The 26,858-nt window shown below is 70.5% G+C and carries 23 protein-coding genes; 11 read left to right on the forward strand and 12 right to left on the reverse strand.

The features are described 5' to 3' along the window. Positions 1 to 25 precede the first annotated feature (25 nt). The 4 genes from BCF33_RS12870 to BCF33_RS12885 all read right to left on the reverse strand — a co-directional run bounded on the left by BCF33_RS12870 (position 26) and on the right by BCF33_RS12885 (position 6,709). Positions 26 to 2,344: an NADP-dependent malic enzyme gene (locus BCF33_RS12870; protein ID WP_170073292.1), complete on the reverse strand. Its 2,319-nt coding sequence runs from the start codon at positions 2,342 to 2,344 to the stop codon at positions 26 to 28. Between the two features lie 207 nt (positions 2,345 to 2,551). Continuing rightward, on the reverse strand, positions 2,552 to 3,478 hold the full coding sequence (locus BCF33_RS12875) for a galactosyltransferase-related protein (RefSeq protein WP_106161290.1): 927 nt from the start codon (positions 3,476 to 3,478) through the stop codon (positions 2,552 to 2,554). A 19-nt stretch (positions 3,479 to 3,497) separates the two neighbouring features. Continuing rightward, positions 3,498 to 4,622 carry a hypothetical protein gene (locus tag BCF33_RS12880; protein WP_106161291.1) on the reverse strand — a complete coding sequence of 375 codons (1,125 nt, stop codon included), beginning with the start codon at positions 4,620 to 4,622 and terminating at the stop codon, positions 3,498 to 3,500. Next, complete coding sequence (locus tag BCF33_RS12885; protein WP_158259424.1) at positions 4,619 to 6,709, reverse strand: HAD-IIB family hydrolase; 2,091 nt, start codon at positions 6,707 to 6,709, stop codon at positions 4,619 to 4,621. The genes BCF33_RS12880 and BCF33_RS12885 overlap by 4 nt, the downstream gene beginning before the upstream one ends. 184 nt (positions 6,710 to 6,893) lie before the next feature. Between BCF33_RS12885 and BCF33_RS12890 the strand changes: the two genes are divergently transcribed. Next, positions 6,894 to 7,649: a sulfotransferase family protein gene (locus tag BCF33_RS12890; RefSeq protein WP_106161293.1), complete on the forward strand. Its 756-nt coding sequence runs from the start codon at positions 6,894 to 6,896 to the stop codon at positions 7,647 to 7,649. Positions 7,650 to 7,746: 97 nt separating this feature from the next. Here the strand turns inward: BCF33_RS12890 and BCF33_RS12895 are convergent, their stop codons facing one another. Together BCF33_RS12895 and BCF33_RS12900 are read right to left on the reverse strand one after the other, a co-directional pair. Further along, entirely contained in the window at positions 7,747 to 9,189 is a 1,443-nt protein-coding gene (locus BCF33_RS12895) for a UdgX family uracil-DNA binding protein (RefSeq protein WP_245883826.1), read from the reverse strand. 154 nt (positions 9,190 to 9,343) lie between these two features. Next, positions 9,344 to 10,564: a putative DNA modification/repair radical SAM protein gene (locus BCF33_RS12900; protein WP_106161680.1), complete on the reverse strand. Its 1,221-nt coding sequence runs from the start codon at positions 10,562 to 10,564 to the stop codon at positions 9,344 to 9,346. Positions 10,565 to 10,669: 105 nt separating this feature from the next. On the opposite strand from BCF33_RS12900, the gene BCF33_RS12905 reads away from it, so the two are divergent. From BCF33_RS12905 to BCF33_RS12920, 4 genes are all read left to right on the forward strand, one after another. Continuing rightward, entirely contained in the window at positions 10,670 to 11,092 is a 423-nt protein-coding gene (locus tag BCF33_RS12905; protein ID WP_106161295.1) for a DUF4112 domain-containing protein, read from the forward strand. A 233-nt stretch (positions 11,093 to 11,325) separates the two neighbouring features. Beyond that, on the forward strand, positions 11,326 to 12,027 hold the full coding sequence (locus tag BCF33_RS12910; RefSeq protein WP_106161297.1) for a hypothetical protein: 702 nt from the start codon (positions 11,326 to 11,328) through the stop codon (positions 12,025 to 12,027). Between the two features lies 1 nt (position 12,028). Then, complete coding sequence (locus tag BCF33_RS12915) at positions 12,029 to 12,463, forward strand: phage holin family protein (protein WP_106161299.1); 435 nt, start codon at positions 12,029 to 12,031, stop codon at positions 12,461 to 12,463. Continuing rightward, positions 12,463 to 13,704: a DUF3618 domain-containing protein gene (locus tag BCF33_RS12920; protein ID WP_106161301.1), complete on the forward strand. Its 1,242-nt coding sequence runs from the start codon at positions 12,463 to 12,465 to the stop codon at positions 13,702 to 13,704. Before BCF33_RS12915 ends, BCF33_RS12920 begins: the two co-directional genes overlap by 1 nt. Before the next feature lie 87 nt (positions 13,705 to 13,791). On the opposite strand, the gene BCF33_RS12925 is transcribed toward BCF33_RS12920, so the two are convergent. Continuing rightward, positions 13,792 to 14,295 (reverse strand): DUF892 family protein, encoded by a 504-nt coding sequence (locus tag BCF33_RS12925; protein WP_106161303.1) that lies wholly within the window; start codon positions 14,293 to 14,295, stop codon positions 13,792 to 13,794. Positions 14,296 to 14,521: 226 nt separating this feature from the next. Between BCF33_RS12925 and BCF33_RS12930 the strand changes: the two genes are divergently transcribed. From BCF33_RS12930 to BCF33_RS12940, 3 genes are all read left to right on the forward strand, one after another. Next, a complete protein-coding gene (locus BCF33_RS12930; RefSeq protein ID WP_106161305.1) occupies positions 14,522 to 14,962 on the forward strand; it encodes a PA2169 family four-helix-bundle protein in 441 nt (146 codons plus the stop codon). 77 nt (positions 14,963 to 15,039) lie between these two features. Further along, positions 15,040 to 15,837, forward strand: a complete 798-nt coding sequence (locus BCF33_RS12935) for an SDR family NAD(P)-dependent oxidoreductase (protein WP_106161308.1) — start codon at positions 15,040 to 15,042, stop codon at positions 15,835 to 15,837. Between the two features lie 13 nt (positions 15,838 to 15,850). Beyond that, positions 15,851 to 16,864 carry an SDR family oxidoreductase gene (locus BCF33_RS12940; protein ID WP_106161310.1) on the forward strand — a complete coding sequence of 338 codons (1,014 nt, stop codon included), beginning with the start codon at positions 15,851 to 15,853 and terminating at the stop codon, positions 16,862 to 16,864. Positions 16,865 to 16,918: 54 nt separating this feature from the next. On the opposite strand, the gene BCF33_RS12945 is transcribed toward BCF33_RS12940, so the two are convergent. The 3 genes from BCF33_RS12945 to BCF33_RS12955 form a co-directional block, all read right to left on the reverse strand. Next, entirely contained in the window at positions 16,919 to 18,502 is a 1,584-nt protein-coding gene (locus BCF33_RS12945; RefSeq protein WP_158259425.1) for an alpha-amylase family glycosyl hydrolase, read from the reverse strand. A 75-nt stretch (positions 18,503 to 18,577) separates the two neighbouring features. Beyond that, positions 18,578 to 19,471: an SDR family oxidoreductase gene (locus BCF33_RS12950; protein ID WP_106161314.1), complete on the reverse strand. Its 894-nt coding sequence runs from the start codon at positions 19,469 to 19,471 to the stop codon at positions 18,578 to 18,580. A gap of 139 nt (positions 19,472 to 19,610) precedes the next feature. Next, positions 19,611 to 19,817: a cold-shock protein gene (locus BCF33_RS12955; RefSeq protein ID WP_106161316.1), complete on the reverse strand. Its 207-nt coding sequence runs from the start codon at positions 19,815 to 19,817 to the stop codon at positions 19,611 to 19,613. Between the two features lie 357 nt (positions 19,818 to 20,174). On the opposite strand from BCF33_RS12955, the gene BCF33_RS12960 reads away from it, so the two are divergent. Continuing rightward, positions 20,175 to 20,846, forward strand: coding sequence for an FkbM family methyltransferase (locus BCF33_RS12960; protein WP_106161318.1), 672 nt, complete (start codon positions 20,175 to 20,177; stop codon positions 20,844 to 20,846). Positions 20,847 to 21,200: 354 nt separating this feature from the next. Next, positions 21,201 to 21,833 carry a transposase gene (locus BCF33_RS12965; protein ID WP_106161320.1) on the forward strand — a complete coding sequence of 211 codons (633 nt, stop codon included), beginning with the start codon at positions 21,201 to 21,203 and terminating at the stop codon, positions 21,831 to 21,833. A 1,057-nt stretch (positions 21,834 to 22,890) separates the two neighbouring features. Here the strand turns inward: BCF33_RS12965 and ettA are convergent. Further along, a complete protein-coding gene (ettA, locus tag BCF33_RS12970) occupies positions 22,891 to 24,543 on the reverse strand; it encodes an energy-dependent translational throttle protein EttA (RefSeq protein ID WP_106161322.1) in 1,653 nt (550 codons plus the stop codon). A gap of 172 nt (positions 24,544 to 24,715) precedes the next feature. After that, positions 24,716 to 25,993 (reverse strand): DEAD/DEAH box helicase, encoded by a 1,278-nt coding sequence (locus BCF33_RS12975; protein ID WP_106161324.1) that lies wholly within the window; start codon positions 25,991 to 25,993, stop codon positions 24,716 to 24,718. Between the two features lie 331 nt (positions 25,994 to 26,324). On the opposite strand from BCF33_RS12975, the gene BCF33_RS14110 reads away from it, so the two are divergent. Beyond that, positions 26,325 to 26,852 (forward strand): pyridoxamine 5'-phosphate oxidase family protein, encoded by a 528-nt coding sequence (locus BCF33_RS14110; protein WP_158259426.1) that lies wholly within the window; start codon positions 26,325 to 26,327, stop codon positions 26,850 to 26,852. Positions 26,853 to 26,858: the final 6 nt, after the last annotated feature.

Consider the following 26,858-nt stretch of genomic DNA (forward strand, 5'->3'; position numbering starts at 1 on the left):
CGGCGGCGGCCGGGGGCGGGGACGCTCAGCCGTAGTGGGCGACCGGGGTACCGGCGAGCGCGGCTATGTTGAGAAGGCCGCGGGCCGTGATCGACGGGGTCACGATATGGGCCCGGTTGCCCATGCCCATCAGGATCGGGCCGACCTCCAGGCCGCCGGCGCGCATCTTCAGGATGTTCCGGACCCCCGAGGCCGCGTCCGAGTTCGCGAAGACGAGGACGTTCGCCGCCCCTTCGAAGCGCGAGTCCGGCATGATCCGCTCGCGCACCTCCGGATCGAGCGCGGCGTCGACGTGCATCTCGCCTTCGTAGGCGAAATCCGTGCCTTCCGCATCCAACAGCCCGATCGCGCCGCGCATCCGCCTGCCGGTGTCGATGTCGAGGTTGCCGAACTGGGAATGCGAGCAGAGCGCGACCTTCGGCTCGAGGCCGAAGCGGCCGACATGGCGTGCGGCGGCCCGGCAGGTTGCGGCGATCTGCTCCGGCGTCGGCTCGGCATGGACATGGGTGTCGGCGATGAAGAGGGGTCCATCCTCGAGGATCATCAGGGACAGGGCGCCGATCGGCCGGTGATCCGCGTCCGCGAGGACGTTGCAGACGTAGTTGAGGTGCCAGAGGTACTGCCCGAACGTGCCGCAGATGAGGCTGTCGGCTTCGTCCCGATGCACCATGACGGCACCGATCGCGGTGGTGTTCGTGCGCATGATCGCGCGGGCGAGGTCGGGGGTCACGCCCTCGCGGGCCATCAGCCGGTGATAGTCGCCCCAGTAGTCGCGGTATCGCGGGTCGTTCTCGGGGTTGACCAGCTCGAAGTCCCGCCCGTGCCTGATCTCGAGGCCGAGGCGCTCGCAGCGGCTCTCGACTACGTCGGGGCGGCCGATCAGGATGGGCTGGTCCGTCATGTCCTCTAGGATGGCCTGCGTGGCGCGGAGGACGCGGTCGTCCTCGCCCTCGGCGAAGACGATGCGGCGCTTGGCCTGGGACGCGGCCTCGAACACGGGGCGCATCACGAAGCTCGACCGGAAGACGCGGCGGGTCAGCGTGACGCGGTACTCCTCCAGGTCGACGGGCCGGACGGCGACCCCCGAGGTCATCGCCGCCTCGGCGACGGCGGTCGCAACGGTGGGCATCAGGCGCGGATCGAAGGGCTTGGGGATCAGGTACTCGGGCCCGAACGTCAGCGTCTCGCCTTTGTAGGCGCCGGCCACCTCCGCGCTGGCGGTCTGCCGCGCCAGCGCGGCGATCCCCTCGACGCAGGCGACCTTCATCGCCTCGTTGATCTCCGTCGCGCCGACGTCGAGGGCGCCGCGGAAGATGAAGGGGAAGCAGAGGACGTTGTTGACCTGGTTGGGATAGTCCGAGCGGCCCGTCGCGATCAGGGCATCGGGCTTGGCGCGTCGCACGACCTCGGGGTCGATCTCGGGGGTGGGGTTGGCCAAGGCGAAGATGACGGGCTTGTCGGCCATCTTCGCCACGTCGCCTTCCGTCATCACGCCCGGTCCGGCGAGCCCGAGGAAGAGGTCCGCGCCGCCGATCACGTCGCCGAGCCCGGCCGGCCCGTGGCGTTGCGCGAAGGCTGCCTTCTCGGCGCCGGCCTCGTTGGCCCGGGCCTCCGTCACGAGGCCCTCGCGGTCCACGAGCCAGATGTTCTCGCGCCTCGCGCCAAGGTCCATCAGGAGGTTGAGGCACGCGATGCCGGCCGCGCCGCCGCCCACGGAGACGATCTTGATGTCCTCGAAGGCCTTGCCGGCCAGCCGCAGGGCGTTCACCGCCGCGGCGCCGACCACGATCGCGGTGCCGTGCTGATCGTCGTGGAAGACGGGGATGTTCATCCGCTCGCGGCAGATCCGTTCGACGACGAAGCAGTCGGGGGCCTTGATGTCCTCGAGGTTGACCGCGCCGAAGGTTGGCTCGAGGGCGCAGACGATGTCGGCCAGCTTCTCCGGGTCCTTCTCGTCAACCTCGACGTCGATGGAATCGATCCCGGCGAACTTCTTGAAGAGGACGGCCTTGCCTTCCATCACGGGCTTGGAGGCCAGCGCGCCGATGTCCCCCAGGCCGAGCACGGCCGTGCCGTTCGAGATGACCGCTACGAGGTTGCCCTTCGTCGTGTAGCGCGCGGCGTTCCGCGGATCGGCGGCGATCTCGGTGCAGGCCTCGGCCACCCCAGGCGAGTAGGCGCGGCTGAGGTCCCGGCCGTTCGCCATGGGCTTGGTGGGGCGCACCTCGAACTTTCCGGGCTTGGGATGCTCGTGATAGTCGAGCGCAGCCTGCCGCATCGCGCCGTCACGCGCCGCGCGCCCCTCTGCTGCGTCCTGCGCCGCCTCGTTCGTCCCGTCCGCCATCGTGCCGCCCGCCATTAGTTCAACGTTAAACTATTTCGCGCACCATCGCGCGGCTGCGCGGGGGTGGCAACGGCGTATCGACATTCGCGCATCCGAACCGAACGCGCCCGGCCACGTGGTGCGTGGTGGCACGCAGCCTTTCTTGGAACGCTTCCCGCTGGGACCGGCGAGCCTCGGCAGCGCCGGGCCGCCCGTGCGAAGACTGACCTACTCGGCGGCGATCCGTGCCTCCTGCCGGCGCTCGATGGCCCGTATCACGCGCGCGCTGTTGGCGTAGGGCATATGCTCCTGCTGCCGGGTCAGCGCCAGGTCGGCCTCCGAAGGCTCGCGCAGGATACGCCAGCCCGAACCCTCTCCCTCGTTCTTAGAGATCAGGCCCATCATCTCGAACGCATGGAGCCAATGGCCCATCGTGTACTCGCCCCAGCGACGACGGAAGACGGCGGTGTTCCGCAGGATGGCGCGGATGTGGTGGACGGGGGGCATGTGGTGAGGGTGGTACTGATGGTAGCAGAGCCCGCCCCTCAGCCAGCCGATGCGGATCCCGTGACCATCAAGGACCCGGCCGTAGTCCGTATCTTCGCCGCCATAGCCGACATACTCCTCGCAGAACCCGCCCGAGCGCTCGAACAGGGCACGGGGCATGGCGAAGTTCAACGACCAGAAGCAGCGGTAGTCGTCGCAAGGGCGGATGCCGAAGGGCGGCGGGCCCTGCCGATCGGAATGGCGCTCCGCGGTGGCGGCGAAGCGGTCGAAGTCGAGGCCCCCGTCGGTCGCCCCCTTCGGCAGATACATGACCTCGCCCATCAGCATTCCGTCCCAGACGTCGAGGGCGCGGTCGTATCCCTCCACGAACTCGGGCGCCGGGATGCAATCGACGTCGAGGAAGATCAGGCGGTGCGAGCGCGCCGCGCGCGCGACGGCGTTGCGGGCCCGGGCGAGCGGCAGCTCGTCGCCCGCGACCCGGATCTGACGGACGGGGAAGGGCATCTCGGGAAGCCCGGTGAGGGGCGTCGGCTCCATCACGCCGATCACTAGCTCGTCGGGGCGGCGGGTCTGCCGGGCAAGGCCTTCCATCACGTTGAGGAGGTGGGCCTTCCGGCCCCGGATAAGAGTGAGGACGGAGATCGTCATCGGGGGCTCCTGTGTCTTCCTATTCGGCGGCGAGCAGGGCCGGTTCGGACCGGTCCCAGAGGCGGGCGGCGAGGTCCTCGAGCCAGCGGGCGGCGCGGGGCGCGGCATCTGCACGGACCATCGACCGGGCGCGGGCGCCGTCGGCGCGCGCGGCCTCGGCGAGCGCGTCCCGCCAGCCCTGCGGCGTGCCGGGCCAAGTCTCGCGAAGCGCGCAGACCCCTTCGCGGGCGAGGCAACGACCCTTCCAGAGCTGCTCCTCAAAGTAGCGCCATTCCGGCACGGCGAGCCAAGGCAGCCCCCGCGCGAGGATCTGGTGACACGTCGTGTTGCCGGTCGACGCGATCACGGCGTCGGCCGCATCGAGGTGGTCGTCCGCGCCGTCCACCCAGCCGTCGTGGCGCAGGTTGGCGGCGCCCGTCTCGTGCCATTCGCCCGCGACCGTGCCGATCGTGACGAAGAGGGTGTCCGGCATGGCGCGCGCCGCCATCGTCAGCGGCGCGAGAGGGGTCCCTGCGCCGCCGCCACCGGAGAGCACGAGGACCACGTTGGCGTCGGGTGCCAGCCCCAGCCGGAGGCGGGCGCGGACGCGGTCGCCCCGGACGCGCGACGCCACGCCGAGGCCCGGCGCATGGTGGACGAGGTCGAGAAGCCAAGCCGGCCGGCCTTCCTGCTCAAGGCGGGCGTCATAGGGCGCCAGGAGGCCGGCGCACCCCTCATAGGCATGCATATGCCCGGGGTCGGAGCGGTCGCCGTGCTGGAGGACGTGGACGCAGGGGACCGATGCAACCCGCGCGAGCTGCGCGACCTCGCAGGACACGTCCGAGATCATCAGCGCCGGGTCTTCCTCGGCGAAGAAGCGCGCGATCGTCCCCATCGCCTGCCGGATCGTGGGCCAGCCGACGGGCGCGCAATGGACGTTCGGCGGCGAGCGGAGCGTCGACATCGCGCGGGGCACTGCGTTCGGTTCCTCGAAGAGCGATGGGATGCGGCGGACGGTCACGCCCTTTCGCAGCGGCGGGAAAATGTCGTCGCGGGCGCAGAACACCGAGACAGATCGGTCCGCGGGAAGCGCGTTCACCAAAGAGGCGCAGCGGGTCGCATGGCCGCGCCCTTGATGGTGCACGAAATAGCCGAACGGTCTCATCTGGCGGCGATCCTCGCACCGTCGTCCCGAACGACCGTCGCCCCCGACGGCGTATTGGCGGCGGTGCCGGCCCTGATTGAGGGGACGGGAAGACCGCGGGAGAGGGCGTCGATGCCTTCGAGGACGCCATCGGCATGATACGCCTGGGCACGGTGCAGCCCCCTGCGCGGCGCGAGATGCGCGAGCTCCTCGGAGGCGTTGCCCACGATGACCGCTCGGTGCGCCGCCGAGAGCATGTCGGCATCGTTCCCGCTGTCGCCTGCCGCGAGGATCGCCCTCTGGGGGACGCCAAGGCGCCTGCCGAGCCAGCGCATCGCGCGGGCCTTGCCGCCGTTCGGCGGCAGCACGTCGATCAGGTTGCCGTGCGAATGGACGATGCGCGCGCGAAGGCCGGCATCGTCCAGGGCCGTCCGCGCCGCGCGTGCGGCAGCCGCGTCGCCGAACCATGACAGCTTGCGCGCGCGCTGCTCAACCGGATCCTGGGGCGTCAGCCCGGGCACCCCTCCCAGCGCGGCGAGCAAGCTGCTGCGGTCCCATCCGTCGTCGAGATGGCGCGCGAAGGCCTCGTCCGGAATCAGCCTGCCATCCTCGGCGCGCAGATGTATCTCCGAGCCGACGGCGGTGATGAAGGCGTCCGGCTCGGGCAGCGCCCAGCGGCGCAGCACGGCGCGCGACTCCGTCAGCGATCGGCCGGTCGCCACCGCGAAGCCCCAGTCCCCGTTCCCCGCCCGCCATCCGGCGAAGCGCGCGGCGGCTGCCCGATCACCCGTGAGCGTGCCGTCGACGTCCGACACCAAAAGGTGCCGGGGACGCGCGGGCACCGCATGGGGCGTGAGAAGCCCTTCGCAGAGCGCGGCGTGATCGGCCGCGTAACGGTCCCAGGACCATCGGATCCGGTTGTGGCGGGCGGCTGCGGCCGCGGCGTCCCAAGACGCTGGATCATCGAGCAGACCCGCGATCCGGGCGGCGAAGCCGGCGACGTCCTCGGGGTCGTGGCAGGTGCCGTGGCCGAGGGCCCCGATGATGTCGCGGGGGCCGCCGCGATCGGTGGCGACCACCGGCAGCCCCGCGGCCGCGGCCTCCAGGAGGGTCAGGCCGAAAGGCTCGGTCAGGGCGGGGTTGGCGAAGACGCCCCGGCGTTCGGCTGCCCAGGCATAGAGCGCCGGCACGTCCGCCGGCTCGTGCCGCTTCGGCAACGCGACGCGCCCCCAGAGGTCGTGCCGGTCCACGGCGGCGAGAAGGGCCCGATAGACATCGACCTGCTCCTCGGGGCCCGTGTCCAGCCCGTCCCGCAGGCCCGCGACGATCACGAGGTTCGCGCCCTTCCGCAGCCGCTCGTCGGTGGCGAACATCTCCACCAGGGCGGGCAGGTTCTTCTTCGCGACGGGCCGCGCTATGGCGAGCACCGGAGGACGCGACGGATCGCGCAGGAACGGGGCGACCAGCGCGGCGGCGCGGCCGGGGTCCGCATCGGCCACCGGGGCGATTCCCGGGACGACGCGGTGGATGATCCCCTCGCGCGCGGAGGGATAGAGCATGAGCTGCCGCTCACACTCGTCCCGCGAGGAGGCGACGATCGCGGCAGCGGAGGCCATGGCGGCGTCCTCCTGCGCGATCCGGCGCTCGAGGACGGGGCCGGCCTCGCCGATCGCCTCGCGCTTGTCGATCCCGAGGGAGTGCGCCGTGTAGATCACGGGGATCCCGCGCGCAGCGGCCGCCTTCCGCACGACGGCGGCGGCGTCGGCGAAATGGGCATGGATCACGTCGGGCGCGCCTTCCCGGTCGAGCATCGCCTCGAAGGCGCCGGCGAGCATGGGAAGCCGCTGCTCGAGCGCCTCCTTGGCAAGATACCGGGGATCGCCGTCGTCGAGGCGCAGGATGCGCGCGCCGGGGACGAAGGGCTCGTCCTGCGCCGTGTAGGCGTGGCCGTGATCCGCGAACCGGCGCGTCACGACGGCGACCTCAGCGCCCCGTGCGGCCTGTGCCCTCGCGGCGGCGAGGACGTAGGCGATGTGCCCGCCCGTGTCCTCCGTCAGGCCATAGGAGACAGGAGGCGCCTTGAGGCATCCCCCAAGGGCGACGTGCATTACCCGCATGTGGTGGTGGCCCTCCCCGGCTTGGAACCTTCGACGCATCATGTGCAAGAGGCGAACAGGGGGGGGAGGGAGTCGGTTCCGCGCAGCCGGCATTCCGCGGCCATCGGGATCGGCATTCCCGATCGCGTGCCCGGGCGCTCGACCCTCGTGGCGGGTGGACTAGGTTCGCGCATCCATGGATCCGCGATACGTCTTCGTCGGCGGGCTGCACCGCTCCGGCACCACGCTGATGGCCGACTGCCTTGAGGCGCACCCGGCGGTCCGCGGCCTGCCGCCTTCGTTGGCGCCCGAAGGCGAGGGCGTGTTCTTCCAGGGCGCCATACCGCACGACGCGCTCGCCGGGGTGCCGGGCGAGTGGGCCGAGGACCCCGCCATGCACATGGTCGAGGGCGGGCCCTGGGATCGCCCGGAGGTGGCCGGGCGGCTGCGCGCGGACTGGGACCGCTGGTACCCCAAGGGCGGCTCGTGGCGGGTCGAAAAGTCGCCCGTGAACCTTCTTCGGGCACGGCTCTATCAGCAGCTGCTCCCGGCCTCGCAGTTCGTGTTCGTGGTACGGCACCCCGTCGCGTCGGCCCGTGCGACGGCGAAGTGGTCCGCGCGGGGCGAGGCGGCGCTGCTGCGTCATTGGGCGCATGCCCATTCAGTCTGGGCAGGTGACGTTCCCCGGCTGCACAACTGGATGGTCGTGCGCCTCGAGGATCTCTGCGCGGACCCGAGAAGGGAGCTGGCGCGCCTCTTCGCCTTCCTGCGCCTGGACCCGGTGCCGCCGCCCCGCGCCGTGCGGGCCGATCCGAACGCGGACTATCTCGGCGACGGGACCCCCGTCGACGAACTGGCGCGCAGCTTCGGCTATGGGCCGGACGGGATCGCGGGCCCGAGCGAATGGCGCGGGCGGCACTGGTTCCGGGACGTGCGGGAGGCGGTGGAGTAGGGCGAAGCCCTATGCGCGGGAACGGAGCAGGAGAGGCCGGCCCGCGGCGACGCCGAGCATCCCGTCCCGAGTGCGGGAAGAGGTCGCTCCGACGTCCCTAAGCCGCCTCGACCATCTTCCAGACGTCCTTCAGGTCGCTCACGAACCGCTCCTGCTCGCGCGCGCGGCTCTCCTCGTCCGGAAGGCGCAGGAGGAAGGAAGGGTGGACGGTGATGAACACCGGCTCGCCCCGTCCACCCATCGCCGTCTCGACGGAGGACCGGCGCTTGAGCATGTCCTTCTTGTTGCCCGTCAAGGCGTAGGCGGCCGAGCCGCCCATCGCCAGGATCACCTTCGGGTCGATCAGCGCCCGCTCCTCGTCGAGCCACCAGCGCACGTTCTTGATCTCCGTCAGCGTGGGCGACTTGTGCATCCTGAACTTGCCGCGCGGCTCGTACTTGAAGTGCTTCGTCGCGTTGGTGACGTAGACCCGGTCGCGCGGCAGGCCGGCCTTCTCGGCCAAGCGGTCGAAGAGCTGCCCGGCAGGTCCGACGAAAGGACGCCCGGCCAGGTCCTCCTGGTCGCCCGGCTGCTCGCCCACCACCATGAGGTCGGCATCCGCAGGCCCCTCGCCCGGGACGAGCTGGGTGATGCCCTCCCGGTAGGGGTAGCGCGCCTCGGCATCCGCGTTCAGCGCGGCGAGCGAGTTATGGCCGAAGAGGTCGGGTCCGCCGTCCATGGTCTTCTCCCTCAGCTGGGCGGCCACGGCGGCCGCTCTGGCGGGGGCGATGGTGGGCGCGGCTTCGCGCATGGCGCGCACCCGCGCCTCGGCCCCGGCGATCAGAGAGGGAATCAAGCGCGCCTCCGGAAGGTTCCGCCAGTACTTCTTCGGCATCTCCGCCCGCATGGCGTCCGGCTTCAGCCGGGCGGGGTTGAAGATGTTGCTGTAATACGTGTTCCAGAGCGCCTGCGTCGCGTCCTCGGCCGGGGGCGGGCCGGCGTCGGCATCCTCGATCCGCAGGGTGCCGTCCTCGAAGACCGCCGTGAGGTCGGGGGTGGCGATGGTCCAGTCCATGTCGGCGAAGCGCTTCGCGAAATGCTCGGCGCCCGGCTCGACGATGGGGTGGTCGGGCTCGAACCAGGCGGCGAAGCGGCGGCGGGGGCCCTGCGCGTCCACCTCGCGGAAACGGACGAAGGCGTGCATCTTATGCAGGTCGCGGCGGACGGCCTTCTCCATCCGGTAGAGGCGCGTCAGCAGCGGATCGGTGCGGACCTCCATCAGCCCCTTCTCGGACTGGAGCCGGTCGAGGAGGAGGTGGAGCAGGGCGAACCGCTCGGGGTCCGAATGGTGGGCGACCAGCCTCGCGAACCCGGCGAACGCCTTGGGCGCGCGGGCCTCGCGCCGCGGCGCCAGGTCCGCTTCCGGGACGAGGTCGAGGCCGCCCTCGGCCGTTCCGCGCGACCAGGACACCTCCTCGGGCGGCACCCCGGCGGCGGCGACGCGGCGCAACTCGGAGCGGAAAGCCTCCCATGTGCCGATGCGAGGCAGGGTCAGGTGCAACGCGCCCCCCTCTCCCCGCCTTTCGGGCCTTCCCGCCGGAGACCTCGGCCGGAAGCGGGCGTTCCCGCCCAGGCCCAAGCCCAAGCCCGGCCTGCGGTCATGCCATCGGGGGCGGGCTGCCGCGCCTCCCCCGGGCGCGGAGCGCGCGGCGGGATCACAGCAGGGCCAGCTGCTTCGGCGGGGCGAACCGGGCGCGCAGGTTCTCGCTGTCGGTCAGCCCGCCGGGGCGCCAGTCGGGGACCTCGACGAACGGGGCGGCCTTCTTCACCAGCGCGCCCATGCGGCGAAGGTCGTCCCAGCGGGGCGTCCGGTGGCGGCGCAGCTTCAGCAGCCGATCCACGGTCTTGGTGCCGAACCCGGGCACGCGAAGCAGAATCTCCCTAGGGGCGGTGGCGACCTGGACGGGGAACGCCTCGCGGTGCTGCAGCGCCCAGGCCAGCTTCGGGTCGATGTCGAGGTCGAGCATTCCCCCGGCGGCCAGCTCGTCGGCCTGGAACTCGTAGAAACGCAGCAGCCAGTCGGCCTGGTAGAGCCGATGCTCGCGCTCCAGCGGCGGCGCGACGAGCGGCAGCTTCGCGGTGGCGTCGGGGATCGGCGAGAAGCCCGAGTAGTAGACCCGCTTCAACCCGTATGAGGAATAGAGCCGGGCCGAATTGCCCAGGATCGTCCGATCGTCCGCCCCGTCCGCCCCGACGATCAGCTGCGTCGACTGGCCCGCGGGGGCGAAGCGGCCCTTTCTGCGGCCGGTATGGGACTTCTCGGCATATTCCTCGCGCCGCAGCCGCGTGTCCGCCATGGCCTTGCGGATGGTGTTCGGATCCTTCTCGGGTGCGTAGGCCTTCACCCCCGCGTCGGTGGGCAGCTCGATGTTGATCGACAGGCGGTCGGCCCAGCGCCCGGCCTCCTCGATCAGCTCGGGCGAGGCGTCGGGGATCGTCTTGAGGTGGATGTATCCCTTGAATCCGTGCACCTCGCGCAGATCGCGCGCGATACGGACCATGTCGCGCATCGTGTCGTCCGGCGACTTGATGATGCCCGAGCTCAGGAACAGCCCCTCGATGTAGTTGCGGCGATAGAACTCGAGGGTGAGGCGGATCACCTCCTCGGGGGTGAAGCGGGCGCGCTCGACGTTCGAGGAGACGCGGTTAATGCAGTAGGCGCAGTCGTAGATGCAGAAATTCGTCATCAGGATCTTCAGCAGCGAGATGCATCGCCCGTCCGGTGCGTAGGCGTGGCAGATGCCATGCCCCGTGGTCGAGCCGATCCCGCCCTTCGACGAGTCCCGCTTGTGCGTCGCCGAGGACGCGCAGGAGGCGTCGTACTTCGCCGCGTCCGAAAGGATCGCGAGCTTATCCTCGAGGGTGCGCTTTGCCATCCGTTCCATATATGTTCGTACGGCGCGGAAGTCGACGGAACGACGCCGCCCGGCCGCGCGTTTCCGGGGTGAACCCTGATGCAGATCGTCGCAGGAGGCTGCCGCATGGCGCGATCCCCCACCCTCGCCCCGGTCCATCCGGGCGTCCGGCGGTCCGCCGCAGCCCCGCGCGCCGCCGGTCATCCGCGCCAGGACGAGCTGGACCGCATCGACCGGTTCGCCGACCTGATGGACAGCCGCTTTTCGATCTTCGGGGTGCGCTTCGGCCTCGAGGGGATCGTGGGCCTCGTTCCGGGTCTGGGCGACCTCGCCACCCTCGGCCCCAGCGCCTGGCTCGTCTGGGAGGGGTGGAGGATGGGCGCGTCGCGCAGGACGCTCGGCCGCATGGCGGGAAATGTCGGCCTCGACTTCCTCGTGGGCGCGGTGCCCCTCGCGGGCGACGTCTTCGACGTGCTCTTCAAGGCGAACCGGCGGAACGCGCGGCTGCTGCGCGAGGACATCGAGCGAAGCGCCCGCCCTGGGGGCTGACGGCGGCTGACGATCGGCGCCCGCGACGGGATCACCGCCGGAGGGAACGCCGCTTCTCCGGCGTCGGACCACCCCTTTCTGCCCTGACGGAACCGCGCGGCCCGATCCTCCGTTGGACGGTCACACACCGCGAGGGAGGACGCCGCACGGCTGTCCGTCATCTGCCGCGAAGTTTTGAGAAGCCCCGCGAGGGGCGCAACGCCACCCGACCGCCTGAGAGGAGTCCATCCATCATGGCCGACAACGACAAGATGAAGTCCACGAATCCGCCGACGGGCAACGCCGGCAAGGGCTCGGGGCCGAACACGGCCTCGAACCCGTCGACGACCACGTCCACGACCCCGGCCTCTTCGACCGCGCAGGCTGGCGGGACCGCCGCCAAGGCCGAGGCCGAAAAGCGAGAAGCCGATCTGAAGGGCGAGGCGAAGGCCGCCGCGGGCGAGGTCCATTCCCGCGCCGCCGCCGCCACGGACGAGCTGAAGGACGAGGCGTCCAAGCTCTCGGATCAGGCGAAGCGACGCGCCGAAGCCAAGCTCCATGACGCCCAGGAGGCCGGTGCGGAGCGGGCCCAGACCCTGGCCGAGCGCATGCGCGCGGCCGGCGAGGAGTTCGGCGAGGGCAGCCTTCCCGACCGCTACGTGGGCCGCATGGCCGACAGCATCTCGGACGCCGCCGAGGCGTTCGCGTCGAAGGATCCCGGCGCCCTGCTCGCCGACGTGAACGCTTTCGCGCGGCGCAACCCCACCGCGTTCCTGGGCGGCGCGGCGCTTCTCGGCTTCGCCGTCGCGCGCTTCGCCAAGGCCTCCACGCCGCCGGCGAGGGACTCCCATTCCTACGGCACGCGCCCGGACTACGCACGGGACACGCGCCCGGACTACGCGGCCCCCGCGGCACGCCCCGTGACGGCCCCCGCGGTCCGCACCTCGGAGAAGTGAGATGACCGAGCATTCCCGTTTTGAAAGCGGTCGCAGGGTTCATCCGGACGTCGCGCACCAGCGCACGACCGGCTCGCTGCTCAGCGAGGCCATGAACCACGTCAGCAACCTCGTGCGCAAGGAAGTGGACCTCGCCCGCGCGGAGATATCAAGCAACATCAAGACGGCGGTGGCCGGGATCGTGATGCTCGTCATCGCGGCTGTCCTCGCGATCGTGGGGCTCAACGTGCTCGCCGCGGCCGCGACGGCGGCGGTCGCCGAAGGCTTCGACATCGACGCCGGCTGGGCCGCGCTGATCGTCGGAGGGGGCATCCTGCTGATCTGCCTGATCCTCGCGGCGATCGGTGCCAGCCGTCTGAAGGCGACGAACCTTGCGCCGACCCGCACGGTCGAGAACGTGAAGCGCGACGCCCATGCCGTGAAGGAGGCCGTCTGATGGCAGACAGCAAGAAACCCCGCGAGATCGAGCGCGAGATCGAGGTCGAGCGCGCGGAGCTTGCCGCCACCCTCGACGCGCTGACGATGAAGTTCAGCGCCGAGAACGTCGTCCGGACGGTCGGCGATCAGGTCCGCGAATACGGCGGCGTGACCACGCGCAACTTCCTCGAGACCGTCAAGGCGAACCCCGTCGGAGCGGCACTGGCCGTGACGGGCATCGCCTGGCTGATGATCGGCGGCACCCGCCGGACCGGGCCGGACTACCGCGACCCTACCGTCACGCGCGGCGGGGACGGCTGGACCACCGAAGCCGAACGCCGGGCCTACGAGGCCGGGCGGCGGTTCGTGCGCGGCGACGGCGACGCCTGGAACGATCGCATGACCGAAGCCGAGAAGGCCGCCTACGACCGCGGCCGCGCGCTCGCGGCCTCGGCGCCCAATGGCATCGCCCATCATGGCGCGGCGCCGGCCTACGCGGCGGGCAACAATACCGCTTCGGGCTTCCGCGATACCTACCCGGAAAAGGGCACACGGTCTTTCAGTGACCGGGTCGCCGCGGCTGACGAGGCGTACAGGTCCACCCAGACGGGTGAGGGTGCAACGAACTACGACGCGTCGGGATGGTCCCGTGCCGCCTCGCGGACCCCGTCCGCGGCCGGCTCGGTGGGCCTGACCGAACGCGCGCGCGACGTCTGGGGGCGCTCCGTGTCCTCCGTCCGGGGCCGGGCCATGGCGCTCTACGCCTCGGCGGCGTCTCTGCGCGATAACCTGATGGAAGGAACGGAAGACATGGACGACCACGGCAAGGATCGCGTCGCCGAGGCGCGTGCACGGGCGTATGCCGCGCAGGCATGGGCCGAGGAGAAGGCTCGGAACGCGCGCAGCGGCGCGAACGACTTCTTCTCCGAGCAGCCGCTTGTCGCGGGCGCGATCGCGGTCGCCGTCGGCGCGGCGGTCGGGGGGATGCTGCCCCGCACGCGCCGCGAGGACGAGGTGTTCGGCGCCTACCGCGACCAGCTCTTCGACGAGGCCGAGCGGGTCTTCCAGGAGGAGCGATCCCGGATCGAGGCCGCGGCCATCGCCGCCGTCGACGAGGCGAAGACGGTGGCCAAGGAAGCCGCGGGGCAGATGACGGGCGGACGCGGCGCGGAAGAGACCGTCCATGACGCGGAGGTCCAGGCCCGCAGCGCGGTGGACCGGGTGGCAGAGGCCGCGAAGGAAGCGCACGACAGGAACTGAGCCTTCCTCGGGAAGCCAGTGCCTCGACGACGAAGGGCGCCCCTCGGGGCGCCCTTTACCATGCGCATCGAGGCTGCGTCGTCGCCCTCAGGCTACCGCGTCGGCGTTCACGCCGTCCTTGCCCGTCGCGATGTCCGTCATCCGGTCGTCGCCGTCGTAGGTGTTCGAGAGGCACTCATCGAGCGTTCGCGCATCCTCCCCGAGGCCGAGCCGCGACGCGAAGGCCTTGCAGCAGCCCCAGCCGGCGATCGCGTAGTGCGCCATGCGCTGGTATTGCGAGATGATCATGGCGTCGCGCGCGGCGTCCGAGCCGAACTCCGCCTCGACGGCGTGATCCCTGGCCTCCCGCACGAGGCCCTCCATGCCCTTGCAGTGCTCGCTCTCGGGGTCGAAACCATGCCTCGCGGCCAGATCCTTGATCGCGTCCATGCCTGCGAGGATGCCCTCCGCGCCCGCATCAAGCGCGTCCTTGAGGTCCTGGTCGCTCGCGGCGCCGGAAAGGGCCATCGTCGCCTCCCGCGATTGCGAGCACGCGCTCCAGAGGTCGGCGAGTTGGTCGGTGTAGACGTCCTTGAGATCGTTCAGGGCCATAGGGGCATCTCCTTCGTTCCTTGTCTCCGCCCCAACCGCCCGGTCCACCGCCCGTTCCGCCGTCGCCGAAGGGGCGGGGCGGGCGGGGGCCACCGACAGGTTCCGACCAATCGTCCTTCGGCGCGCGAATCGCCTCCGGAACCGGACCCCGGGGGGTCCGTGTTGATGGGCCAGAGACCCCGACGCGGGTCGATTCCCGACGCACCTCAAACCGGAGGACCTGAACATGGCGACCGACAAGAAATCCGCCCTCAAGACCCTGCACACCCGGATGCACGATTCCATCGACGGCTATGAGGCCGCGAAGGACCGCACGGACAGCGCCTTCATCAAGGGCATGATCGACGAGATGCTCGCCGACCGCCGTTCGGACATGATGGAGGTGCACGGGTTCCTCACCGCTATGGGCGAGGATGTCGCGCACAAGGGTTCCGCCCTCGGCTCGGCGCACCAGTCGTTTCTCAAGCTGAAGGACATGGTCACCGGCGCGGGCGACGAGGCCGTTCTGGAGGAAATCGTCCGTGGCGAGGAGCATCTCCTCGAGTCCTATGACGACGCCCTGGAGGCCACGGGCGCAGGGGATCCCGAATACGCTAAGCTGAACGAGCAGTACCAGAAGCTGAAGGGCAAGGTCGAGCGGTTCCGCCAACGCGCCAAGGCCGCGTAGATGGTGGGTCGCTAGACCATCCTGCCGGGCCGCGTCCGACGAGGGCGCGGCCCTTTTCATGCCATTCGGAGGAAGAGATGGACTTGGGCATCGAAGGGCGCGTCGCGCTCATCACTGGGGGTGCCGGGGGGATCGGCACCGCGACGGCGCGGCTTCTCCTCGACGAGGGGTGCGCGGTCGTCCTGACCGACATCGACCAGGGGAAGCTCGACGCCGCCACGAACGAGTTGGGCGACGGCGCCGTCGGCGTCGCGGCCGACCTGACGGACGCGGCGGACGTTCGGAAGGTAGCGTCCTTCGTCGGCCACAGGGGCGGCGCCGGGATCCTGGTCAGCGCGGCAGGCGTCACTGGCGCGAAGGGCCACCCGCTGACGGAGATGACCGACGAGGATTACGAGGATGCCTGGCAGATCGACTTCATGTCCGCCGTGCGCGTGATGCGCGAGGTGGTGCCGCCCATGGCCGAGAAGGGCTGGGGCAGGGTGGTGGTCGTCACGTCCGAGAACGCCGTCCAGCCCTATTGGGAGGAGGCCGTCTACAACGTGGCCAAGGCCGCGCTCCTGAACCTGACGAAGGGCCTTTCGCGGCGCTACGCGCATGAGGGCGTCCTCGTGAACAGCGTCGCGCCAGCCTTCATCGAGACCCCGATGACGGACGGGATGATGAAGAAGAAGGCCGATCAGGAGGGTGTCACGAAGGACGAGGCGATCCAGGAGTTCCTGAAGGAGGACCGCCCCTATCTGGAGTTCGACCGCCGCGGCAAGCCCGAGGAGGTCGCCGCCGCCATCGCGTTCCTCTGCTCTGAGCGGGCGAGCTTCGTCAACGGCAGCAACTACCGCGTGGACGGCGGATCCGTCGGCGCGATCGAAACGTGATGGAGGGCTGCGCATGACTGACCAAATCCCAGAAAGCCCCATCGGGACCGCCGTCGTCGCGGGCGGGAGCGCCGGGATCGGACGCGCTGTGGTGCAGCGGCTGGTCGGCCGGGGCTACCGCGTCGGCGTCATGGCCCGGGGCGAGGCGCGCCTGCGCGAGATGGAGGACGAGTTCGGAACCGACTGGATCAAGGGCGTCCCCTGCGACGTGGCGGAAGCCGACGAGGTCGCCCGCGCCGCCCGCGAGATCGTCGCTTGGGGCGGCGACCTCGAGATCTGGGTGAACAGCGCCATGCTGACCGCCTTCACGCCCTTCCGTGAGATGCCCCCGGAGGAGTTCGAGGCCATCGTCGGCGCGACCTTCCTCGGTCAGGTGAACGGGGTGCGCGAGGCGCTGCGGCACATGCAAGCCGGCACCATCGTCTGCATCGGATCGGGGCTGAGCTACCGGGCCGTGCCCATCCAGTCGGCCTATGTCGCCTCCAAGCACGCCGTCCACGGCTTCGTCCATGCCGTGCGGTCCGAGCTGATCGCCGAGGAGGTGCCGATCACGCTCTCGGAGGTGATGCTGCCGGGCGTGAACACGCCGCAGTTTGATTGGGCACGGAACCGCATGGACGAGCATCCCCAACCCGCCCCGCCGATCTATCAGCCGGACGTCGCCGCGCGCGGCGTCATGAAGGCGATCGACGAAGGCCTCGAGGAAGTCATCGTGGGCAAGCCCGCGGTGGAGTTGATCTTCGGCAACATGGTCGCGCCCCACTGGCTCGACCGCCTGATGGCCCGCAAAGGGATCGAGGGGCAGAAGAATGACGACGACCGCACCCACCCCGACCGGGGTCCCAACACGTTCGAGCCGGCCGAATACCCCTCCACCGCCTATGGCTCCTTCGGGGACCGGGCGCGCAGCAGCGGCCTGATCATCGACGGCGGCACGGCGAGGGCGGTCGCCTTCGGCGCGCCTATGATCCTCGCCCTCGGGGCGGGCATGGCGGCGGGGGCCGCGCTCGCCCGTCGTCGCCGCTGACCTCGTTCGGCCCCGCCTCATACGAGAGGGGGCGGGGCCCGCGCCCGTTCGGCCCTAACGCTCCCAGATGGCGGCCGTTCGGGCGGGCAGGTTCCCTTCGACCACGGAAGAGGCGAAGACGGGCGCCTCGCCCTCCGATCCTTCCGGCAGGGCTGCCGTGTCCGAGCCGAAGTTCATGAGCGCGATCCACCCCCGCCCGCCGTCCCCCGCGAGGTGGACGGCGAGCCGCCCCCCCTCGACTTCCATGCCTTCGACCCGCGCCGTCGCCAGGCCGGCCTTCTTGCGGAAGCGGACGAGGCGGCGGACGTAGGCGAGGGTGCTGCCCTCGTCCGCCTCCTGCGCGGCGACCGACAGGCAGGGCCCCCAGCGCATAGTCAGCCATGGCGTGCCGGCGGTGAAGCCGAAGCCGACATAGCCCTCGGCCCAGGGGATCGGCACCCGTGCACCCTGCCGGCCCGGACCGTCGGGCCAGTAGAGTCGGTCGAGCGGGTCGTCGTCCTCTTCGTAGTCGAGGAACGGCTGGGGCAGGCCCAACTCCTCGCCCTGATAGATCAGCCACGGGCCCGGCATCAGCGCGAGCGCCGTCATCAGGAAGCGCGCGTCCCGGGGCAAGCCGTCGCCATGCGCGGACGCCGGCCGGGGCTGGTCGTGGGAGGACAGCCACCAGAGGAAGCTGCCCGGCACCTCCAGCCGCTCGCAGACGTCGCGGACGGTTCCCGGCCTCATCCCGCCCGCGGCGAGGTCCGTGGTGTAGGCCGCATCCAGGGCGTTCGGGCCGCAGAGACGGTTCACCAGCTCGACCGACTGGTTACCGGAGGTTATCTCGCCCAGGAGATAGGCGTCCTCGCCCGCCCAACCGCGCACGATGGGTCCCCATTCGGCCCCGTCGCCTGGCATCATGTCGTGGACGTGGTCCTGCATCGTGTAGGGGTTGAACGACGGCCCTGTGACCTTCCGGCGCGTCTGCGGATCGGCGGGCGGATTGTCGCGGAACCCCTCGTCCCACATGTAGGAGGTGATCGCGTCGAAGCGGAACCCGTCGACCCCCCGCTCGCGCCAGCCGCGCATCATGGCGCGAAGCGCCGTCTTCACCGCATCGTTGCGAAGGTTCAGGTTCGGCTGGCAGTCGAGGAACTGGTGGGCATAGTACTGCTCGCGCCGGTGGCTCCACGTCCAGGCGGGCGGGCCGAACTGCGACAGCCAGTTGTTCGGCGGCGTGCCGTCGGGCTTTGGGTCGCGCCAGATGTACCAGTCGTCGTACCCGCCCTCGCGCTCCACCGACTTGGCGAACCAAGCGTGCCGGTGCGAGGTGTGGTTCAGCACCTGGTCGATCATGACGAGCAGCCCTTGGTCATGCGCGGCCCGGACCACCGCGTCGAAATCCGCCATGGTGCCGAAACGCGGGTTCACGAGCGCGTGGTCCTGCACGTCGTAGCCGCCGTCGAACATCGGCGAGAGGAAGAAGGGCGCGATCCAGATCGCGTCCACGCCAAGATCCGCGACGTACCCCATCCGCGCCGCGATCCCCTTCAGATCCCCCTCGCCGGAGCCGTCGGTGTCGAAGAACGAGCGGGGATAGACCTCGTAGATGACGGGGGCGGCGGGCCATTTGCCGCGCCGGGGTCTTTCGATGGCCAAGTATCGTCCTTCCAAGCGCGCGTCGCGCCGCGACATAGGCCGCGGCGCGCGCCGTTCCAGAACGGGTGAGGCGCCTCAGGCGCCGACGATCTCGCCGCCGTTGGGATGCAGGGTCTGCCCGGTGTAGTAGCTGCCGTCCGAGGACGCGAAGAAGAGGTAGGCGGTCGCGACCTCCCAGGGCTGGCCCGGACGGCCCATCGCGACGTCGCCGCCGAAGCCCTCGACCTCCTCGGCGGGCATGGTGCCAGGGATGAAGGGCGTCCAGATGGGACCCGGCGCCACGGCGTTCACCCGGATGCCCTTGCCCACCAGGGCCTTCGCCATCGAGCGGCTGAACGCCAGGGTGGCGCCCCGCGTCGTCGAGTAGGTGATGAGCGACGCGTTCCCGGCGAAGGCGTTGATGGAGGTGGTGTTGATGATCGACGCCCCCTCCTTCAGATGCGGCAGCGCGGCCTGCGTCGTGAAGAGGTAGCCCATGATGTTCGACTCGATCATGCGGCGCATCCGCTCCTCGGAGAGGGCGCCGAAGTCCTGGTCGAGCCATTGCTGCGCGCCGTTGTTCACCAGGACGTCGAGCGCGCCGAACCGGGACACGGTCTCCTCCACGGCGCGGGTCGCGTTCTCCTTGACGCCGAGGTCGCCGGGGATGAGCAGGCATTCAGAGCCTTCCTCCTCCTCGACGATGCGCCTCGTCTCCTCCGCGTCGCGGTCTTCTTCGAGATAGGCGACCGCGATCCTCGCGCCTTCCCGCGCGAAGAGGACGGCCGTCGCCCGGCCGATGCCGCTGTCACCGCCGGTGATCAGCGCGACCTTGCCCTTCAGCTTGCCCACGCCCGGATGGCGGGGCGCGTAGTCGGGTGGCGGATCCATCTCGTATTCGTTCGCGGGCATCGAGTCCTGCGACTGAGGGGGGATGTCCTCCGCCTTGGGCGGGGTGCGGGGCTGGGTGGTACTGGAATGCTCGGCCATGACGCTCTCCTCGGTGCGTGTGCTGCCAAGCGAACGCCGGTGCCCCCGGGGGATGTTCCAGCATCGGGGGAGGGAATGCCGGCGTCGCCGCCGGCGGGGGGTGGCGTGGGCCGATCGCGGCCCGCGCCGATGCTGCGCCTCAGGCGAGCTTGATGTCGATCGCGCTCTCGCGGCCGTCGCGGCCGGACTCGAGCTCGTAGTTGACCTTCTGGTCGTCGGCGAGGCCGGTCAGTCCGGCGCGCTCGACGGCCGAGATGTGGACGAAGACGTCCTTGCCGCCGCCGTCGGGGGCGATGAACCCGTAGCCTTTGGTCGTGTTGAACCACTTCACGGTGCCGCTCGGCATATCCGCTTTCCCTTCATGTATTGCCGCCCGCAGGATGCGGCGGCGGTCGGCGTCAGCGTATCGGGTGCCGACGCACGTCCCGAAGGGCGCGCAGGCAGAAACGTCCTCAGCACCCCACACATGACGCCGGCGGGGCCCTGGGGCAAGGGGCAAAGGCGAACGGCCGCGCGTCCCGGCCCCGAGGGGCCGCGCGCACGCCTGGAAGGTGCCCACCGCGTCCGCACGGGTAGGCGGCACGCCGCCTACGGGCGGCGCGGGGCCGGGGGCGGAACGCGCGCGGCCGTCGCTCTGCTGGGGTATGGCGCATGCGTAAGGCGGGGGGTAGTTCGGTACATCCCCCGCCCGGAGCCGCCTTTCATGACCGATCTCGACGATCCGATCCGCACGGTCCACGGCCTCGTCGTGCCCCGTTCCCGGTTCCTGAACGACCGCCGGGCCGAGCGGATCGCCGCCGGCCGCTACGAAGGGCAGGAGATCGCGGGCGCCCTCGCCCTCGTGCGGGAGGGGGACCGCGTGCTCGAGCTGGGGGCGGGGATCGGCGTCGTCGGCGCCACGGTGGCGCTGGCCCGCGGGCCTTCGGCCGTCCTCTCCTTCGAGGCGAACCCCGCCCTCATCCCTTCCATCGAGGCGCTCCACGCGGCGAACGGGCTCACGAACGTGGAGCTGCGGCACGCCGTGCTCGACGCCTCGCCCGACCGGCCCGCGACGCGGCCCTTCGCCGTCCACGCGAGCTATCTGGGCTCCTCGCTGGGGGGGGCGGGGCGGCGGGTGGACGTGCCCACCGCCGGCTGGGACGACGTGGTGGGCGCGCTGCGGCCCGACGTGCTGATCTGCGACATCGAGGGCGGCGAGGCGGAGCTGTTGGGCCGGGTGGACCTCTCGGGCATCCGCGCCGCGGTGGTCGAGTTCCACCCCGGCGCCTACGGCGTGGCGGGGATGCGCGCCTGCAAGCGCGCCCTACGCGAGGCGGGGCTGGAGCCCGTGAAGGACCTCTCGACCCGCACCGTCTGGGCGGCGGAGCGGGGCTAAGCGCAACGGCCAGGGCCTTGGGCGCGCGAGGAGATCCGGCGGGCGCCGGGGCAGCGCGCGGCGCGGCAGGATTCCGTCAACCTTTCGCTGGCATCGTGCGGGCGAGGGAGGAATCGGAATGCGGCGACGAAGCGTCCACATCGGGGGACTGGCAGGGGCATGCGGGGCGGGGGCCGCGCGGGGACGGGAGAGGTGCGTCCGCCGCCCGGCGGCGGATCGGCGGAACGTGCGGATCCCGGGGGCGTCCGGACGGGGTCACGGGTCGCCCCGGCGGGGCCGACCGGACGGGCGGGCCGGCGGTGCCGCGGAACGGGGTTCACCCCGCCTTAACCATTCGGACGGCAGGATCGGAGTATGCCGAACTACCGCCGCCCCCGCGTCCCCGGCGCGTCGGTCTTTGCCACCGTCTGCCTCGCCCGGCGAGGGTCCTGGCTGCTGGTCGAGGAGGTCGCCCGGCTGCGCACGGCCGTCCGGGCGACGCTGGCGGAGCGGCTCGTGGGGGTCGCGGCCTGGGTCGTCTTGCCGGACCACATGCATTTCGTGTGGGACCTGCCGGAGGGGGACAGCGACTATGCGGTCCGGATCGGCGCGATGAAGGCGCGGTTCTCGGCGAGCCTGCGGCGGGACTGTCGTAGGTCGGGCTTCAGCCCGACATCGTTCGACGGCGGAACCGGGGGCGTCGGGCTGAAGCCCGACCTACGATGGGGGGATGGACGCGCGACGAGGCGACCGCTGGGGCGGCCGCGGGCGGAGCGGCGGGAGGCCGGGATATGGCAGCGGCGGTTCTATGAGCACCACCTGCGCGGCGAGGAGGAGCGGGCGGCGGCGGTGGCGTATTGCGACAGGAACCCGGCGAGGCACGGGTTGGTGGAGGACGCGCGCGATTGGCCGTTCTCGACCGCGTGGCGCGGGCGGGGGGAGCGGCGGGCGCCGGTGCGGTGGGACGGGACGTTCGCGATTGGAAGCGAGGCAGATGAGCGAGCGTAGGTCGGGCTTCAGCCCGACACCCGGCCGTTCGGCCGGGTCCCGTGGCGATGTGGATGGAGGGATGCGGGGGATGTCGGGCTGAAGCCCGACCCACAGGGGATCGGTGCGCCCGCGAGGCTGGCGTAGGTCGGGCTTCAGCCCGATGCGGGGCCGGTTCACGGGACGGGACACGGCCCGGCGCGCCCCCGTTCGCGGCGTCGTAGGGCGGAACTCGTTCCGCCTTTCCGGGCGGCGGAGCGTGGCGGAACGAGTTCCGCCCTACGGGGGTGGGAGATTCGGCACGCCGGTTAGGAGCTCGTCGGCGCAGGTGGGGTCATAATACAATTGTCATGCAGTGTCCGGCGCCTGCATACTCCCGGAAAGGATTATTTCTGCTAACGCTGCATTGTTGGCTTCTTCTTATTGAGCCAGTTCCAGCATCATTTCGGTTACATCGTCTGAGAATTCACCGTCGTAAGCCGAAAGCGTTTGCCGATAGGTTTCTTTGATACTTTCATCGAACGACGACCGGTCGATAAGCCTTGAGGCAGCTTCTCGGAGGCCATGCAAGTTCCAGAAACTTCCAGCCACCACCCCGAAATACCCATCATTCATCGAAGCGAGCCGAGAATCATCTCTTCTGGCGGCCTTAGGTGACGATGAAGGTATTCCCAGTTTGTTAGGAATACATTCGTTCCAGTCAACAGCGTATGTTGCCGACTCACTCTTAGGTGACTTTCGGCGCCTGCCACTAACGACAGAATTGAGAAGAACGAACTATCGAATGATTGCCTCTCAAGAGCTTCTGACTGTTCCCGTGTAAGTTTTTCTTGCCCCTCCAGTATTTGTCTGGTGTCGTTACGCTCCTCCTTAACGAGATTCAGTTCTTCTCTCTGAGATGCGAACGCCAGGACAAGAAAGAACAAGGCAGTTCCTGAAAAGAGGGCGTTCGAAGCTCCGAATGTGTCTCCAAACGTTCCACCTTCTTGCCCGCTCAGGATCGCGTAAGTCAGATTGATCAGATAAACGATCCCGACAACCATCGCGGCCCAGACTACGACTGAACGCTTTACTACCACTACCGCGCGAACTTCTTGTGCTTCGTCCGCGACGGCCGCAGCGCGTCCTCGCCCAGCCGCCGGACCTTGTCCTCCTCGTAGTCCTCGAAGTTGCCCTGGAACCATTCGACGTGGCCGTCGCCCTCGAAGGCAAGGATGTGGGTGCAGAGGCGGTCGAGGAAGAAGCGGTCGTGGGAGATGATGACGGCGCAGCCGGCGAAGTCGTCGATGGCGTCCTCGAGCGCGCGCAGGGTCTCGACGTCGAGGTCGTTCGTGGGCTCGTCGAGGAGGAGGACGTTGCCGCCCTCCTTCAGGAGCTTGGCCATGTGGACGCGGTTCCGCTCGCCCCCGGAGAGGAGGCCGACCTTCTTCTGCTGGTCGGGGCCCTTGAAGTTGAAGGCGCCGCAATAGGCGCGGGAGTTGATGTCGGCGTCCCCGAGGACTATGCGCTCGGCCCCGCCGGAGATCTCCTCCCAGACGTTGTTGTCGGGGTTCAGGGCGTCGCGGGACTGGTCCACGTAGGAGAGCTGGACGGTCGAGCCGTACTCGACGGTGCCGGAATCGGGCGCCTCCTGGCCGGTGAGCATGCGGAATAGGGTGGACTTGCCCGCGCCGTTGGGGCCGATCACGCCGACGATGGCGCCGGGGGGGATCGAGAAGGAGAGGTCCTTGATGAGGGTGCGGCCGTCATAGGCCTTCTGGAGGCCCTCGACCTCGATCACCTTGGCGCCGAGGCGCTCGCCGCTCGGGATGACGATCTGGGCCTTGCCGACGCGGTCGCGGACGCTCTCGCCGGCCATCTTCTCGTAGGCGTTGATGCGGGCCTTCTGCTTGGCCTGGCGGGCCTTCTGGCCCGAGCGGATCCACTTGAGCTCGCGGTCGAGGACCTTCTGGCGGCCCTCGTCCTCGCGGGCCTCGCGGGCGAGGCGCTCGGCCTTCTTCTCGAGCCAGGCGGAGTAGTTCCCCTCGTAGGGGATGCCCCGGCCGCGGTCGAGCTCGAGGATCCAGCCGGTGATGTCGTCGAGGAAGTAGCGGTCGTGGGTGACGATGAGGCAGGTGCCCTTGTAGTCGATCAGGTGCTGCTGGAGCCAGCCGATCGTCTCTGCGTCGAGGTGGTTCGTGGGCTCGTCGAGGAGGAGCATGTCCGGCTCCTGCAGGAGGAGCTTGCAGAGGGCGACGCGCCGCTTCTCGCCGCCCGAGAGGCTGTCGACGGGGGCGTCGCCGGGGGGGCAGCGCAGGGCCTCCATCGCGATGGAGACCTTCGAGTCGAGGTTCCAGAGATCCTCGCTGTCGATCCGGTCCTGGAGGGCGGCCATCTCGTCCGCGGTCTCCTCGGAGTAGTTCATCGCGAGCTCGTTGTAGCGGTCCAGGATGTCGGTCTGGGCCTTCACGCCGCCCATCACGTTGCCGCGCACGTCGAGCTGGGGGTCGAGCTCGGGCTCCTGGGGGAGGTAGCCGACGCGGGCGCCCTCGGCGGCCCATGCCTCGCCTTTGAAGTCGGTGTCGAGGCCGGCCATGATCCGCATGAGGGACGACTTGCCCGTGCCGTTCACGCCCACGACGCCGATCTTCACGCCGGGCAGGAAGTTCAGGCGGATGTCCTCGAACACGGTCTTGCCGCCGGGATAGGTCTTGGACACGCCGTCCATGAAGTAGACGAATTTCTGGGACATTGGGGATGCTCTCGGATTCGGGTGCGTTCGGGGGTCGGGGTGCACTTAGAGGCGCGGGAAGCCGGGGTGAAGCCCGGGCCGGGGAGGTGGAGCGGGCCGGGCCGCGCGAGAGGTCGGCACGCCCGCCCGGGCGGGGGCGCTTCGGCCCGCCGGTCGCGGGACGGGTTCCGCGCTACGCCGCGCGCCGGCGGCGCCGGCGGCCCGGACGGCCGCCCGCGGGCCCGCCGTCGCGCTTCGCGCCCTGCGACTTGCCCTGCGGCTTGCCGGGCCCGCCGCGCCGGCCGCCGCCGCCGCGCCGCTTCGGCTGGGTTCCCGTGCCTTCCGGGCGCTCGCCCGAGGCCACGGGGATGGGCATCTTCATGGTCTTCTCGATGGCAGCCAGCAGGTCGACCTCCTCCTCCGAGCAGAGGGCCACGGCCTGTCCGTCGGCGCCCGCCCGTGCGGTGCGGCCGATGCGGTGGACGTAGGCGTCGGGCACCTCGGGCAGGTCGTAGTTCACCACGAGGCCCACGCCCGGCACGTCGATCCCGCGCGCGGCCACGTCCGTCGCCACGAGGACGCGCACCTCGCCCGCCTTGAAGGCGGCGATGGCGCGGTCGCGCTGCCCCTGGCTCTTGTTGCCGTGGATCGAGGCGGCGTCGTAGCCGTCGGTGCGAAGGCCCTTCATCAGCTTCTCGGACCCGTGCTTGGTGCGCCCGAACACGAGGGTCAGGGCGTCCGGGTGCGCGTCGAGGATCGCGCGCAGGCGCGCGGGCTTGCGGGCCTTCTCGACGAAGTGGACGGACTGCTCGATCTTGTCGGCGGCCTTGCCCGGGGGGGCGACCTGGATCCGCTCGGGGCGGTCGAGATAGGCGCGGCTCAGCTCCTCCATCTGCCCCGGCATGGTGGCCGAGAACAGCATGGTCTGACGCGGGGTCCCGAGGGCGGGGGCGATGCGGCGCAGGGCGTGGATGAAGCCGAGGTCCAGCATCTGATCGGCCTCGTCGAGCACGAGGTGCCCCACGGTGGAGAGGTCCACCGCCCGGCGGTCCATCAGGTCGATCAGCCGGCCGGGCGTCGCCACCAGCACGTCGATCCCGCGCGCCAGGACGCCGATCTGGCGGTTGATCGACTGCCCGCCCACCACGACGGCGACCTTGATCCGGGTGCCTTCGGCGAGGGCGCGCAGGCTGTCCGCGATCTGGTTGGCCAACTCGCGCGTGGGGGCGAGGATCAGCGCCTTGGCGGTCTTGGGGGCGGGCTTGCCGCCCTTGGCCAGCAGCGCGTCGAGCAGCGGCAGCCCGAAGGCGAGGGTCTTGCCCGTGCCGGTCTGGGCGAGGCCCAGCACGTCGCGGCCCTGGAGCGCGGGGGGGATGGCGCGGGCCTGGATCGGCGTCGCCTCGGTGAGGTTCAGGCGGCTCAGCGCCTTCTCGAGCGCGGGCGCGAGGCCCAGCATGGTGAAGTCGGTCATGGTCGTCGTCCTTCGGGCCGCGGCCATCCCCTCGGGGCGGGCGGCATGGGCCCGCGCGAGAGGCGGGCGAGGGTGCGGCGCGGCCCGTCGGCGCGCGGGGGCGTTCCCCCCGTGCGCCCGGCCGGCGTGCCGAGGACCCTGCGTGTGGAATTCCCGGGGATCGGATGCATCTGCGCCGCTGGCCCCGAAGGGCGACTTTGACGTCCCACGCGGCGGCGCGGCATGGCCTGCAGGTGGGGCATGGCGGGCGCGGGGTCAACCCGCCCCGGCCGGAACGGCGCGGGCGCCGCGGGCGTTGCCCGGGCAGCACACACGAGACGGAGGACGGATCATGTCAGACGACGCCACCAGCATGGACCACCGCGCGGACGAGGAAGCCCGCGAGAAGGTCCTGCAGATCGCCCGCAAGGCCCGCATCGCCATGATGGCGACCTATGACGACAAGGGCACCGCCCATGCCCGGCCCATGGCCGCGGCCGACCACGAGGACGCCGAGGACGGCGGCGCGCTGTGGTTCGTGACCGACGAGGGCTCGCGCAAGATCGACGAGATCGAGGGCGACCCGCGCGTCCTGCTGACCTACGGCAACCAGTCCGACAGCGAGTGGCTGTCGATCGAGGGCCGCGCCGCCATCGTGCGCGACCGCGGCAAGATCGAGGAACTCTGGTCCGAGCCGATGCGGACTTGGTTCCCCGAGGGCAAGGACAGCCCGCGCCTGGTCGCGGTGAAGGTCGACCCCGAGGCGGCCGAGTACTGGGACAGCCCATCGGGCAAGGTCCTCCATGCCTACGGCTACCTCAAGGCCGCCGTCACCGGCGAGCCGCCGAAGGCCGGCGACGTGGCGCACGTCGACATGTAAGGAGGG

Origin of the sequence: Hasllibacter halocynthiae (assembly GCF_003003095.1) — a bacterium.
Classification (GTDB): Bacteria; Pseudomonadota; Alphaproteobacteria; order Rhodobacterales; family Rhodobacteraceae; genus Hasllibacter; species Hasllibacter halocynthiae.